15 protein-coding genes are annotated in these 14,016 nt (G+C 42.2%); 5 read left to right on the plus strand and 10 right to left on the minus strand.

The annotated features are described in order from the left end of the window. Nucleotides 1-57 precede the first annotated feature (57 nt). Complete coding sequence (locus FHG64_RS01510) at nt 58-642, minus strand: dihydrofolate reductase family protein (protein WP_139064756.1); 585 nt, start codon at nt 640-642, stop codon at nt 58-60. Nucleotides 643-784: 142 nt separating this feature from the next. Next, nucleotides 785-1,198 (minus strand): VOC family protein, encoded by a 414-nt coding sequence (locus FHG64_RS01515; protein WP_139064757.1) that lies wholly within the window; start codon nt 1,196-1,198, stop codon nt 785-787. 163 nt (nt 1,199-1,361) lie between these two features. Here FHG64_RS01515 and FHG64_RS01520 point away from each other — a divergent pair, with 163 nt between their 5' ends. Both FHG64_RS01520 and upp read left to right on the plus strand, forming a co-directional pair. Then, complete coding sequence (locus tag FHG64_RS01520) at nt 1,362-2,294, plus strand: GlxA family transcriptional regulator (RefSeq protein ID WP_218937540.1); 933 nt, start codon at nt 1,362-1,364, stop codon at nt 2,292-2,294. Between the two features lie 74 nt (nt 2,295-2,368). Further along, complete coding sequence (gene upp, locus FHG64_RS01525) at nt 2,369-3,025, plus strand: uracil phosphoribosyltransferase (RefSeq protein WP_139064758.1); 657 nt, start codon at nt 2,369-2,371, stop codon at nt 3,023-3,025. 246 nt (nt 3,026-3,271) lie between these two features. Here upp and FHG64_RS01530 read toward each other — a convergent pair whose 3' ends face one another. Next, nucleotides 3,272-4,108: a hypothetical protein gene (locus tag FHG64_RS01530; protein ID WP_218937541.1), complete on the minus strand. Its 837-nt coding sequence runs from the start codon at nt 4,106-4,108 to the stop codon at nt 3,272-3,274. A gap of 432 nt (nt 4,109-4,540) precedes the next feature. On the opposite strand from FHG64_RS01530, the gene FHG64_RS01535 reads away from it, so the two are divergent. Then, nucleotides 4,541-5,371: an OmpA family protein gene (locus FHG64_RS01535; RefSeq protein ID WP_139064759.1), complete on the plus strand. Its 831-nt coding sequence runs from the start codon at nt 4,541-4,543 to the stop codon at nt 5,369-5,371. Between the two features lie 63 nt (nt 5,372-5,434). On the opposite strand, the gene FHG64_RS01540 is transcribed toward FHG64_RS01535, so the two are convergent. Further along, entirely contained in the window at nt 5,435-5,944 is a 510-nt protein-coding gene (locus FHG64_RS01540) for a nuclear transport factor 2 family protein (RefSeq protein WP_246054239.1), read from the minus strand. A gap of 333 nt (nt 5,945-6,277) precedes the next feature. On the opposite strand from FHG64_RS01540, the gene FHG64_RS01545 reads away from it, so the two are divergent. After that, complete coding sequence (locus FHG64_RS01545; RefSeq protein ID WP_139064760.1) at nt 6,278-6,670, plus strand: hypothetical protein; 393 nt, start codon at nt 6,278-6,280, stop codon at nt 6,668-6,670. A 38-nt stretch (nt 6,671-6,708) separates the two neighbouring features. Here the strand turns inward: FHG64_RS01545 and FHG64_RS01550 are convergent, their stop codons facing one another. From FHG64_RS01550 to FHG64_RS01575, 6 genes are all read right to left on the minus strand, one after another. Beyond that, nucleotides 6,709-8,103 carry an amidohydrolase family protein gene (locus FHG64_RS01550; protein ID WP_139064761.1) on the minus strand — a complete coding sequence of 465 codons (1,395 nt, stop codon included), beginning with the start codon at nt 8,101-8,103 and terminating at the stop codon, nt 6,709-6,711. Between the two features lie 71 nt (nt 8,104-8,174). Further along, on the minus strand, nt 8,175-8,468 hold the full coding sequence (locus tag FHG64_RS01555; protein ID WP_139064762.1) for a putative quinol monooxygenase: 294 nt from the start codon (nt 8,466-8,468) through the stop codon (nt 8,175-8,177). 111 nt (nt 8,469-8,579) lie between these two features. Beyond that, the gene (locus FHG64_RS01560; protein WP_139064763.1) at nt 8,580-9,002 is read right to left on the minus strand and encodes a DoxX family protein; all 423 of its coding nucleotides are present in this window, start codon (nt 9,000-9,002) and stop codon (nt 8,580-8,582) included. A gap of 37 nt (nt 9,003-9,039) precedes the next feature. Next, nucleotides 9,040-10,386: a GntP family permease gene (locus FHG64_RS01565; RefSeq protein ID WP_139064764.1), complete on the minus strand. Its 1,347-nt coding sequence runs from the start codon at nt 10,384-10,386 to the stop codon at nt 9,040-9,042. Then, nucleotides 10,386-12,290: a decarboxylating NADP(+)-dependent phosphogluconate dehydrogenase gene (gnd, locus tag FHG64_RS01570; protein WP_139064765.1), complete on the minus strand. Its 1,905-nt coding sequence runs from the start codon at nt 12,288-12,290 to the stop codon at nt 10,386-10,388. Before gnd ends, FHG64_RS01565 begins: the two co-directional genes overlap by 1 nt. A 117-nt stretch (nt 12,291-12,407) precedes the next feature. Continuing rightward, entirely contained in the window at nt 12,408-12,935 is a 528-nt protein-coding gene (locus FHG64_RS01575) for a GreA/GreB family elongation factor (RefSeq protein ID WP_139064766.1), read from the minus strand. A gap of 292 nt (nt 12,936-13,227) precedes the next feature. Between FHG64_RS01575 and FHG64_RS01580 the strand changes: the two genes are divergently transcribed. Continuing rightward, complete coding sequence (locus FHG64_RS01580; RefSeq protein WP_139064767.1) at nt 13,228-13,857, plus strand: HD domain-containing protein; 630 nt, start codon at nt 13,228-13,230, stop codon at nt 13,855-13,857. Nucleotides 13,858-14,016: the final 159 nt, after the last annotated feature.

The raw sequence follows: 14,016 nt of genomic DNA on the forward strand, positions 1-14,016 counted from the left end.
ATTTTTTTGGTTAGTATTCATTTTAAACCAACTCATCATAAGTTGATTGTATCCATTTTAATTCTGAACAGGATTTTTATAACGATTCACTACTATTCCGCAGTCGAAGCCCCGGGATTCAGCCAGGCTGAGCTTAAGGTCTCTTTTGAGATTGTGAAAAATTGGGAGTCCGGCAGAGATTGCCACAGGATTTATAAACAAATAATAATCATCTATAAGACCATCCTTCAGCAGGTTTGAGATGAAATTGGCACCGCCGTATACGATCATATCTCCTCCTGTTTCTTCTTTTAAAGCCCTTACCTCTTCCACGAGGTCCCCGGTTGCAATTTTTGTATGAGGCCAACGCTCCTTTTCTGCATCTTTATCGCTTAAGGTATGAGAAAAAACCACTTTGGGGAGCAGGTGAAACCGTTTGGCATATCCTTCAGCCTCAGGTTTACCGGCGGCAGTTTCCCAGTATGGGATAAATTCACGGGCTAGTTTTTTCCCCAGGAGGATCTGGTCCACGTTCTCAGTAAAGGCGGTGGTATATTCTGCCAGGTTGGAATCCCATTCCCAGGTCATCCAGTCCTGCTGCCCTCCCGGCCTGCCAATAAATCCATCCAGGGTTATTTGAACCTGTAAAATAAGCTTTCTCATAATTTGGAGTTTCAATAATGCATACTGAAGGTGTTTAGGTTTGACCTATTTTGACAGGTTCCCTGTTTATGCTGTGAAAATTTATCATTCGCTGAGCACTCCCTTAATCTGCTCCAGGATAAAGTGATACTTCCCTTTTATCTTAATCATTATCCTTTTTTTCCTCTTCATCCTGTTTTCCATCTTCGAGAATGGACAGGATATTACCAAAAGGATCTTTGAACCAGGCGATCTTTGGTCCATATCCATTGTCGCATATACCTTCTTCATTTGTAGCTACAGGATCCTCATACTGCTCAAATTTCACTCCCCTGGCTTTAAGTTCCTTAACCGCACTTTCAATTTTTACGACCTCAAAATTCAGGATTGTGAACCCTGCGGCCCGGTGGTCCTTTTTCTCATATATAATCACCCTAAAACCCTGGTCCAAATTGAGTTCCAATAACCCCATCTCCAATTCTTTTACCTTTAGTCCCAAGGTATTGCCATAAAAACCCTTTGCCTGCTGAAGGTTGTTGACTGAAAAGGAACTGAAAGCTTTTGACCCGTCAAACATATTTTGTTCATTTTGAATGAATTATAAAGTTAGGCCAGATAATAATAACCTATAGGGTGCGATCACGACAACGTAAAGGGTTGATTGCGACAAAAACATTGAGTATCTTTATTTTACCTTCTCAGGAAGTATAATTATTGAAGTTTCATATAATTCAGGAAACATGAAACATATATCCATACTCATACCTTACGGCCACACCAGTCTGGTCAATATTGAAGGGTCTCACCAGGTCTTTAACCAGGTAAACCAATTTTTAAAGCAGCAGGGCAAGGAACCTGCGTTTAAGATAGAGTTGGTTGGGCTTAGCAGGGAAACCAAGCAGAGTACCGGTCTTTTTACAGTAAACCCGGGTAAACTCACCGGGCAGGTTGATAAAACCGATCTCATTATTATCCCGGCCATTCACGGTGACCAAAAAAAAGCATACGAGGAGAATAAGGATTTTGTTCCCTGGATCACTGGCCAATATGCCGCCGGTGCAGAAATTGCAAGTTTATGCGTGGGGGCCTTCTTCCTTGCCTCCACTGGATTGCTGGACGGCAAACAATGTGCTACCCACTGGATACATGCAGGGGATTTCAGGAAACAATTCCCTAACGTTCAGCTAGTAGATGACAAAATACTTACAGATGATGGCGGTATATATACCAGTGGCGGGGCCTATTCTTATCTTAACCTGTTGTTATACCTTATAGAAAAATATGCAGGCAGGGAGATGGCTATTCTTATCTCAAAGACCTTCATGATAGATATTGATAAATCCAGCCAGTCCCCATTTATAATTTTCAGTGGGCAGCGGGAACATGAGGATCGTCCGGTTCGAAAAGTGCAGGAATACATTGAGCAGAATTTCAACAAAAAGATCGAGGTGCGATCCCTGGCGCCAAAATTTGCTTTAAGCCGCAGAAGTTTGGAACGCCGATTCAAAAAAGCAACTGCAAATACTGTTACAGAGTATATACAACGGGTAAAAATTGAGGCAGCCAAAAAGGAATTGGAATCTGGATTCAAAAATATAAATGAAGTGATGTATCTTGTGGGCTATAATGACAACAAAGCTTTTAGGAATACCTTCAAAAAATTTACGGTTTAACTCCGGTTAAATATAGGGGGAAGTTTCAAAAGCCTTACGCAACAGCATAAATTAAAAAAATAAGCAGCTTCTATATGGAGATCCACCACTTACTAGAGCAACATTCCATTGCATCAAAATTCATAGCAGAACTACGGGATATCAATATTCAAAAAGACCAGATGCGCTTTCGCAGAAATATTGAGAGGCTCGGCGAGATCCTGGCATTTGAACTTAGCAAAAGCCTTACCTATAAAGAAAAAAGCATAACCACACCCCTGGGAAAGGCAATAACTTATGAACTTAATGAACAAATAGTCATATGCTCTATCCTTCGTGCCGGGCTTCCCCTGCATAATGGGATACTTAGTTATTTTGATACTGCCGAGAATACATTCATATCTGCCTATCGTCACCATATTTCTGAAAAGGAGTTTGAAATTAAGGTTGAATATCTGGCTTCTCCCTCTCTTGAAGGAAAGACAGTCATCCTGGCAGATCCTATGTTGGCAACCGGCGGTTCTTTTGTGAATGTTTTTGAAGCTCTAAAACCTATGGGAACACCTGCTAAAATACATTTGGTCTCCATAATTGGCGCAAGACCAGGAGTTGATTTTGTGTCACGTCATTTTCCCCGGGATACACACTTGTGGATCGCAACCATCGATGAGGATCTTAATGACCTTGGTTATATTGTTCCCGGGCTTGGTGATGCCGGGGATCTGTCTTACGGTACAAAATTGCAACATTAAAATCATTGGTGTCCGGATTCCGATTAAAAATAGGTGAATGTGCGTTAAACCTTGCTATTTATAGTTAGGGGACATTTCACCTGCAACCAGGGGGTGGTTTTGGATCTAAAATGTTTTAGGAAATTTCAAGTTAGGTAGCAAAATTTAAGTAACTACTTTTCAGGCAGTCAGATTTTAGTCTTGGTTCTATATTCTAGTAGCAGAGCGGTCTAGACTCTTTTAGCGGACAACAATGCATTAAAATTTTTAATTTGCTTCGATCACCACAATATCCGGTACATTGGATGGTGGTGTAATATCTTCAGGTTCAGATGATGATTCAGGGATTGGTGGATTACTGAACAATAAAAGATCCCCTGCAGCTATTTCCCCGGCATCCTTTATTAAAACCCTTACTACAGGGAGATCTGAATCTGATCCTCCTGTACGTGCATTTACCTCCAGAATTTCGAACGCCACAATCCCCAAATTATCCCCCTGCAGGTTTGCTTCAATTGGATCATAATTTATGCTTATATCACTGTCATACACCACCGCCAGAACAGTTTGTCCTGTTAACATAGCTAATCCTGTAGCCCGTAAAGGTATCACATCTGGAACCTCATCCAGGAGGTCTTCACTGCCATCCTGCCCAAGGCCTGGACCAGCTTCAATAAAATTTCGTGCTCCCAATTGTGTAGGTCCTGCGCTCACCCAGCTGGAAGAAATTGCAGTAAAAGCAAACCATCCCTCATCCCCTACCTGGCCTGTATATAGTTCGATCTCCTCCCCTATATTATTCTCAAAATAATCCAGGGGTTGCCTCAAACCCACTTCAGCAAGTTGGTCATTTACATCGGTTTCTGAAAAATTATTGGGTTCATTACCATTGTCTATACTTTCCTCGTCAATGAGAATAAAAACAGCTCCTTCCCCTGTATCTGGGTCAGGATCCGGGTCTGGATCTGGTTCATTTTCGCCGGGGTTCTCAATTCCTTCCGCAGGGTCTGGAAGATCGTCATTATCTGTTCCACTGCATCCTGTCATTACCAGTGTGAGTAACAGGACCATAATAATACTCCTCATTTCATTTTTCCTTTTCATATTAATTTGATTTTGATCTTTCTAAAAAACAGGCTGGAATTTACAACAAATTGGTCATTAAACCATTAAATTTCAATTATTTAACCCATAATAATAGTGATAGATTTCGAATAATGAAGCTGAATTTCTTTAAATGTACTCAAAGTAAAAACTGTGGCAAATATTCACACTTTTATTGCATTTTTCCCCATCTTCACTTGGCTGTGGGGTCTTAGAGCGCGGACAATGAAACTGAAATTTAGCATTTTTTTATAGTGTTCCATTTAACATAAATCCTACATTGTGAGGCAGGAAGAGCAGGCTTTGCAAGTCAAATAGGCTTTCAGGCCTCTTACCTTTTTTAGGAACCACGGGTACTGGCATTATTATCGCTTCTATACCTAAGGTTCATTAACCAACTAAATAGCGAACCTAACTTTAAAAACTATTAAAATGAAAAAAACAGTATTATTAGCAATAATGTCCGCAGGGATATTAACTTCATGTGTTTCCAAAAAGAAGTATACAGAACTGGAAACAGAATTATCCAACACCCAATCTAATTTGCAGCGTACTGCAATGGAAAAGGAAGAGGCTCAAAGAAAGCTTGATGCTATTGAGGCTCGGGTGGCCGATTATAATGCCAGGATAAATTCCCTGCAGGAGTCTAATGACGACAGGCTGGAAATGAATGATCTTACTGCCATGTCTACCAACAACAAGCGCAAAATGCGTGAAACCCTTAAGAAAGTAGATCCTGCAGAACTTGCTGAGGCAAGAACCCTGGAAGATTCTATAAACCTTGCGGTTTCTTATAATTTAAAGCAATCTATCTCTGACGACTCAGAGAGTGATGACGTGGATATTACCGTGGATAAGACGGTTGTAATGATCAACGTTTCAGATAAATTATTATTCAACAGCGGTAGCTACAGGGTGAGCAGCAAAGCAAACAACCTGTTGCAAAAACTTGCAGATGTAATTAATTCTGAACCAAGTATGGAAGTTATGGTTGAGGGACATACAGATTCTCAAACCATGGTTCCTGGTTCTCACCTTCAGGATAACTGGGATCTTAGTGTTAGAAGAGCAACCTCTATTGTGAGGATCCTTCAGGATAAATACAATGTAGATCCTGCTAAATTGATCGCTTCAGGTAGAAGTAGCTATGCGCCACTTTCAGAAAATGATACAAAAGAAGGAAGAGCACAAAACAGAAGAACACGTATTGTAATTCTTCCAAATCTTGATAAATTCTTTGCTTTGCTGGAATCTGAGCAGTGAGATAATATCATACATACAAAAAAAGGGCAGGCCGGTTGGCTTGCCCTTTTTTATTTGTATTGATTAATCCTCTATATGATCATAACTTAACACCCGGGAAACCTTCCACCCGTTTGCTTCTTTAACCCACAGGTGAGTAAACCTTGCAGTTGTATTTCCAAACATATGCATGCCCTTTTGAATAGCTGCATAAAGTACCCCATTATCATAGAGTGGAAAAACTTCCACACTTTCAGGTAAAAGTATTCGTGGATCTTTGGAGGAACCCGGTTTACAAATTCCCATTCTTACAGATTCCAGGAAGTCTTCTTTTGACGCAGTGATTCCACCCTTATCGTGATAAAATTCAAAATCTGGGCTTACGAGTTCCTCGAAAACTTTAATATCACAACTATTATAGCCCTGTTCAAATAAGAGGCTGTCATTTTTCTTGAGAGTGAGAAAAAGAGGCGAATCCTTTTCCACCTGTGCATTTAAGTTGTTAAGAGGAAACAGGAGAAAAAGGAAAAAAAGGAATATAACGTAAAAAACAGAAGACTTTTTCATATCAAAAGGATCAAATTTATTTTTCATTGTTTACTGGCGTCCGATTAAAATATGTGAAACTCTCGTAAAGCCTTTATTTATATAGTCAGAGGATATTTCAACATCAACCAGGGGGTGGTTTTGGATCTAAATAGTTTAAGAAAATTCACGCTTTTTAAAATTAAGCAAATCGCTGATTTCCATAGATATATATTTTAGTCCAGTTTCTATATTCTAGCAGCGGAACCGGTCTAGACTCTTTCACAGGACAACAATGTTTTATGGGTCATTAATAAACCCCGGGCAATCTTAACTAGAATTTAACCGGGAGAATGTGCTATTGGCCCTACTATTTTTTAAATTTAAATAAAGATAGAAATCATGAGCGAGAAAGAGAAAAAAGAAACGGATAAGACAATAAGCAAAACCCGAAGGCCAAAAGCCAATAAGCCTATTAGGGAAACAGATAATATGGAACAGCATGACCTCCCCTATGATCCTAATATAAATAAAGAGGACAGGCAGGCTTTACATGATGAAGGTTTAAGTATGGACCAGGGACAGGACAAACCACTTTCAGAAAGAAAGAGACCGGTGGATTTTACAGGAAAAGATCTTGATATTCCCGGGCAGGCTGAAAGCGATACCACCCATGGAGGAACAGATCTTCCAGATGAGGAGAACAACCAGTATAACGAACGTGGGGTGAGGAAAGATGAGGAAAAGAAAAGGGACCATCCAAATCCGGATCGGGAAGTCCCTCCCACGAAATAAGCCTAACCAGCCAAACCGGGCAGTAGCCCGGTTTTTTATTACCTGTTTGCTTCCCTGTGTATTCTATGGAATGCTTCTTCAGCTTCATTAACCAGGCCTTTAACATCAGTTGCCAATAACAGGCCATTTTCCTTTAAGATCTTTCCGTCTATAGCCACAAGATCTACATTTTGAGGTTGCGAGGCTTCTATCATCAGGTTCTTTTCGCGGTTTCCTGTGGAAAAGTTTAGATCATTGCGACGCAGCATAATAAGGTCTGCTCTTTTACCCGGAATTAAGGATCCTGTAATATGGTCAATTCCAAGAGTGCGGGCAGCGTTTATTGTAGCCATCTCCAGTACCTGCTGGGAACTAAGGAAGAATTCATCTTCTGCCACAGCATTTGCAAGGTTTTGTATCACTTTCATAATACCAAAGAAATCTGCATTCCCACTAAGGGCTGTAGTATCCACTCCCAGGGATGTATTGATACCGGCCTTAATGAGTTTATTTTGAGGTGGAAGGCCAAAACCAATGCGCATTTCAGAAAAAGGAGTCATTGTAACGGATGCCCCGGCTTTTGCTACAGCATCCAGTTCTTCAGAAGTTATAGCATTGCCATGAATAATATTTATGTCCTTCCCAAGAAGGCCTCTGTTATGCAGTTGCATGATCTGGCCTACCTGTTCCCGGTTGGAACTGGCGTGTATAGAAATTCCCATACCCAACTCCCTTGCCCGTCTCCAGTCGTTTTCAAGGTCTTTATAACCTGCCCCCCTTGAACCCAGCCCAAGTTTAAGAAGCTCGAACTTTTCATTATTTAGCAACTGTTGTAATACTTCTCCGATCCCTTCAAAATCTGTAGGTTTATCTGCAGGACGATTTCTATAGCCGCTGTATTCTACCCTCGCTCTTAAGCCCATATCTGCGAGCACCTCGCACCCGGCCATTACGTATTCCACTCCCCGGGCATTATGATTATAATCTGTGACAGTGGTGATGCCTGAGAAAATGGCCTCTGCTGCCGCATAGCGGGTAGCGACAGCCATGTCCTGTACGGTGTAATGTTTGGAATAGCGAGCGGTCATTGGAAAATAACCTGTTTCTTCTGTATTACCAGACATACTGCGCAGCAGGGAAGTCCACAAATGCCAATGGCAATCAATGAATCCCGGCATTACTATACAGTTTGAACCGTCAATTTGATGGATTCCACCAGGAGTAGATAACTTTTCCCCCACAGCCTTTATTTCTCCATTTTCCACCAGGATAGACCCTTTCACTTCTCCCAGGGTAGGATCCATAGTAAGAATGTGAGCATTGTTTATAAGGAATGATCTATTTTGTTGTAAAGGCACAGCTGCAGGGGAGAATGAGGAAAGGCTGCCGGGGATCATACCTGCGGCGGCAAGTAGTCCCGTTTTCTTTAAAAAGTCTCTTCTGGGAAATATCATTATTATAATTATGAAGCCTGAAAAGGAAAAAGAATTCGCTTTGCAGTAAACATTTAACTCAATGCCGGGTATTAGACAGCAGAGAGGATCTCCACCTTTTTTATCTCGGGTTCCTCGCTAAGGAAATCTGGTGCCCGTTCTAAAAGTCCGCCGGCTATCTCTCCCTGGAGATGTGCCTCCCGGCCTTCTTCATTTTCAAAAGTATCAAAGATGCCAAAGGTAGTTTTATCAATCCTGTAAGAATACCAGGAGATCGTCCCGTGTTCCCTTCTCGCAAGGTTCACGGCTTCCTGTATGTAGTTGTGCACTTCCATTTCCTTACCTTCTTTGGCATGTAAATTAATTAGTAACCCGTATTTTTTCATTCTTCCTTAATTTCAGCTTTAGCTATTTCAGGAAAATAAGTTACTCCAAAACAGGGATATCCTTTCCCTAACAAGTGTTAAGAAATAAAAAAGACCTTCAGCAATAAAAAATTACTTTTTCTTAGAGGATAAAATATACCAGTCCAGGGAGTATTTTCCGCCGCCAGTAAAAAATAAGAGAAGGTAACCAAATAGAAATAAAAGAGGTAGTTCCTGACTTCCAAATCCATCTGTCCAGTGGACAATCAATGCTGCGACTGCCATAGTTGCAATAAGTGGTATAACCGCCAGACGAGTTCCAAGTCCCAGGATCACCAGGATGGAACAAACAAACTCAGCAAAGACAGCAAAGGTAAAGCTTGCCACTTCCCCAATGCCTATAGGGTCTGCAAAAGTAATAGGTTCACTTCCAAAGAAGGTGATAAGCTTTGGGATGCCGTGGGTAAGCATTAGACCCGAGATACCCAGGCGAAATATGAGCAGGCCAAAGTCCACTTGCGGCAGTTCGAGAATTGTAGAATAACTTTTTTTCATAGGAGTTAATTATAGGCTTAAGTTAGGAAATTAATCATTAAATAAGATACCACATTAGCAGGGACATCACCAGGCCTACAAATGCTATGATAGTTGTCATGATACTCCAGGACCTGAAGGTTTGTTTTTCTGTAAGACCCAGGTATTGTCCCACCAGCCAAAATCCACTGTCATTCACGTGAGACAGGATTGTAGCGCCAGATGCTATGGCGATCACTATTACAGAAATTTGCTGTACACTGTACAATCCTTCTGTGAGAACAGGAGCTGTGATCCCGGCAGCGGTGATCATTGCAACTGTTGAGGATCCCTGTAGCACCCGCACAAGGGCCGCGACTATGAAACCAAATACCAGCGGATTAAAAAATGTGTCATTCAATCCTTCGGCGATCATTTCGCCAGCACCGGTATTGATCAATATCTCCTTGAACGCTCCACCTGCACCGGTAAGGAGGATAATTATTCCCGCAGCCTGGAACGATTTGGTAGCGACTTTTAATAAATATTCCTTCTGCATTCCCCGTCTCACTCCCAGGAAATACCAGGCGATAAGATTGGCAATTATAAGAGCTGTAAAGGGATGCCCCAGCAGTTCTACGGCATAATGTACTCCGGCTGGAATAGCCATTTCGTCAAACAATGGGCTCCCCAGGAGCGTGTTCGCCACTATGAGAAGTATGGGGATCAAAATTATGGAGATGATAAGTGATGGCGAAGGTGCTGTAGCTTCATTATAATCTTCCTTCTCCTCAAAAACCTGTGGTTCTATATGTATTTTCTTTGCCAGGAAGCGTGCATACACAGGACCTGCAAGCACAGCCGCAGGCAATCCCGCGAAAAACCCGAACAGGATCACCCAACCCAGGTCGGCACCCAGGATATCTGCCACCGCAATAGGCCCGGGTGTGGGAGGAATAAAAGCGTGAGTAATAGCAAGTCCTGCCAGTAAAGGAATAGCATACAAAAGCAGGGATTTACCTGTACGCTTGCTAAGCGCATAAGTGATAGGTACCAGGATTATAAAAGCCACATCAAAAAATACAGGGATCGCTACTGCAAAACCGGTGACCATCATGGCCCAGGGGGCATTCTTCTCCCCTGTTCTCTTTAGCATAAAAGACGCCAGCCGTTGCGCACCGCCAGACTGTTCCAGGATCCCGCCAAAGAGTGCACCAAGACCTACTACTGTTGCTACAAATCCCAGGGTGCTGCCCATCCCCTGTCGCATAGTATCCAGGATCTCTGTTGCAGGCATTCCCGCAATGATCCCAACCGCAATACATACAATGAGCAGGGCAAGAAATGCCTGGATCTTTAAACGCAGTATTAAAAATAATAAAAGGGCTATCCCGGCAAGGACTGCCGTAAGTAATTGTATATCCATTAAAGCTCAGGTTTCCATTCGGTATGAAAAAAGTCTCCGCGCGGTTTATCAGTTCGTTCATAAGTATGTGCCCCAAAATAATCCCGTTGCGCCTGGATCATATTGGCAGAAGATTGCCCGGAGGTGTATCCCAGGAAATAAATTTGTGCCGCAAGGAGAACCGGCATAGGAAATCCCATTTCTATTGCCTCCCGGGCAACAAGTCTATGAGCCCCTCTATAATCCTTAAGTCGCTGAACAATTTTTGGGTGAAGCAGCAGATTTTCATCTGGAACCTCCCTGAAGATCTTTATAAGTTCCTCCATAAAGGCAGAGCGTATGATACACCCGTTGGTCCAGATCCTCGAGATTTCTGAAAGATTTAAATTCCAGTCATATTCTTTGGAAGCTGCAGATAATAAGCTGAAGCCTATAGCGTGATTAATAATACTCGCGCTTTTGTATGCAGAAAACAGGTCGGAAAAATTCTGTTGCTGTGTCTTTTTTTCTGCTGAAGGATTGTGATACAGCCAGGCAGCCTTTTCCCGCTCTTCTTTTATAGCTGAAATATTTCGAGCCATCACCGCCGCTGTAATTGTATCAAAAGGAACTCCCAGTTCCAGGGCAGCATTGGTAGACCAGCCGCCGGTACCTTTTTGTTTGGCTGCATCCAGGATCTTGTCAATAAGGAAACCCTCTTCTTCTTTTTTAAGAAGTATATCGGCTGAAATTTCCAGAAGATAACTCCTCATCTCCTTATTCCAGTCGACGAAAATTGCCGAAATCTTTTCAGGAGTGAAATTATAGGCGAACCTGAAATAATGGTAGAATTCGGCTATCAATTGCATTTCCCCGTATTCGATCCCGTTATGGAGCATTTTTATGAAGTGGCCGGAACCTTCAGGTCCTGTGTAGGCACAACACGCATCTCCCTTGCGGTCCCGGGCGGCGATCATTTCCAGGTATTTCCCTGCCCGGTCATAAGCTTTTTTGGATCCTCCCGGCATAATGGAAGGGCCTTTTTTTGCTCCTTCCTCTCCCCCTGAAATTCCTGCTCCCAGGAAGAGAATCCCTTTCTTCAAAAGCTCCTTTTCACGACGGGAGGTGTCTTTGTAATGGGAGTTCCCGCCGTCTATTATCAGGTCCTCTTCTTCAAGGAAAGGCAGAAGCCCGTCTATGACAATATCCACTGTCTTCCCCGCATTTACCATTAAAAGGATATTCCTGGGCCTGCTTAGGGATTTTACGAAAGATGAGAGATCATCAAACCACGGAAAGCTAAAATCACCTGCATATTCTGCTGCAAAATTCTTGGCAATATCCACCTCCAGTTTTTCCACGTGGCGGTTAAAGACAGCGACATGAACTCCTTTTGAAGCCATATTTACTGCCAGGCTTTTCCCCATTACTCCCAGGCCAAGTAATCCAATTTCGGGTTTTTCCTTCTTAACCTCCTGCATGATCTCTTCCAGGATATTTTCTTCGGGTTTATCTACATTTATATGCAGACCATATTCCGGCGTCTCCAAAGTTTCATATTGGGACTGCAAGAGAGAGGGCTTGAAATAATGTCCGCTGCGGTTAGAGAGCCTTTGCAGAATCACCTCATAATCTGAATGTAAAAAGATCCATTGCAACTCTTTTTCAGGGATTGTTTGTAGTTGTCGGCGATACTTTTCTTTAAGGGCAGAGCAAGCCAGGACCGCTCCCCCATTGGCATTCCATTCCTGGATTTTCTCAGCCAGGGTTTCCAGCCAGGTGGCGCGGTCTTCATCATTTAAAGGATTCCCGGCTGCCATTTTTTCTACATTCTCCCTGGGGTGAAAATCATCGGCATCATAGAAAGGCAAATCCAGGCGGGCAGAGAGCAACAACCCAATTGTTGTTTTACCCACCCCTGAAACTCCGCTTAAAATATAGACCATAGGTGCTAAAAATTGAATTGGTTTTCAAGATAGGATATTTTAGGGAAAATGGATCTTGATAGATAGAGCTACTTAGTTAATGGATGATTTGGAGTTTACACTTTCACCTGCAGAGGATTAATTTTCTGAGGTGAGGTCGTATTCAATTTTCGTGATGCGGAATTCCTGTACTGCAGGCCCTCTTTTAAATTCTGCGACCTCTCCCATTTTTTTTCCGGTAAGGGCACGGGCAAGGGGAGCCACAAATGCTATTTTGTGTAATTTTATATCGGCCTCATCAACTCCTACCAGTTGGAACCTGTTAACCGTACCTATTTGCTCCCCCGCAATAACTTCAAAAGTTACCGTAGCCCCAAACCGCACTTCATCCAAAGGCTGCTCGGCAGGATCCAGGACGCGGGCAGAGTTTAGGCGCTCATTAAGAAGATTGAGTTTTCCCGTTAAGACTGCCCGGGTATGGCGCTTTTCTTTTTCGTCTTCAATATTAAGATTGGACAACTGGTTCTCAAGCTGTTTTCTTTCTGCCTGTAATTGCTCATACCCTGCAGGGGTGACATAATTAATTACCCCCGGTGGCAACGCTGCACGTGGTGGTATAAATGGTGCCTCTTCCTGGTCATCCTCTTTAACAAATCCTCTGCTCATACTATCTTTTTCTCCAAATTAGGAAATCTCCACGCAATCGCATGCGGTTTAAGAAATTTTTAGGTCCAAAGAGGACTGGAAGAAACGATAATCCTACTACAAAGTATGTATTGGCAGTAGCACCGGCATCAATAGCATAATAAAAGGTTAAAGTGGTGCAGAAATTTATGTATCCGCTTAAAACTTGTAAATTTAGAATCAGGTTAAAATGCTTCCGGGTGTTTTGCAACCTAAGCACAAATCCCTGAAAATCAGAAATTAATCATAGTTTAAATATATTATATTCCCTCGAATGGCATTCAATTTCTTAAAAGGTTTAAGTAGATCTGGGTTGCTTTCTGAGACCTATGATCATTGTATTGGGCTGCTGGAGAATAGTCGTTGTAAATCGCTGCCGTTTCACAGTGTGGAGCATACCAAAGAGGTGTACCGCTATTCCAAGACTATAGCACAGTATGAGGAGGTCTATGGATCTGAGCTTGATCCAATCCTTATTGCTGCTCTCTTCCACGATACCGGGATGGCTGAAACTTATGCCGACCATGAAGAGCAAAGCGTTATTTATGCCAGGGATTATTTAAAACAGGCAGGTTATCCAGAGGCGAAGATCAATATAGTGACAGATTGTATCATGGCTACCAAACTTCCTCAAAGACCTAAATCCAAAGCAGAAAAGATCATATGTGATGCCGATTTTTATCACCTGGGAATTGAAAGCTATCTCTTCAGGAACGAAAGATTACGGGCAGAATGGGAAGATTTTTTCAACCGTACTTATACCGATGAGGAGTGGTATAAACTCAATATGGATTTCCTGAAAAAGCAAAATTATCATACCTGGTTTGGTAAAACCGTACTTAAGAATCGTAAGGATATGAACTATAAGGTTCTTGAGGAAAGGCATAAAAAATATAAGGTATAAACCCGTGGTTACAGTTAAAGAATCTGGCCCGCAGCTATTGGAAATTAGAAGTTGCTTTATTTCTGAATGCCACTAATATCCTCACACTTCGACAAAACATAGTGTTCCTAAACTAATTTGGACTAAAATCACCCCGGTCCCCCAGACTATGCATAGGAT

Origin of the sequence: Antarcticibacterium flavum (genome assembly GCF_006159205.1) — a bacterium.
Taxonomy (GTDB): Bacteria; Bacteroidota; Bacteroidia; order Flavobacteriales; family Flavobacteriaceae; genus Gillisia; species Gillisia flava.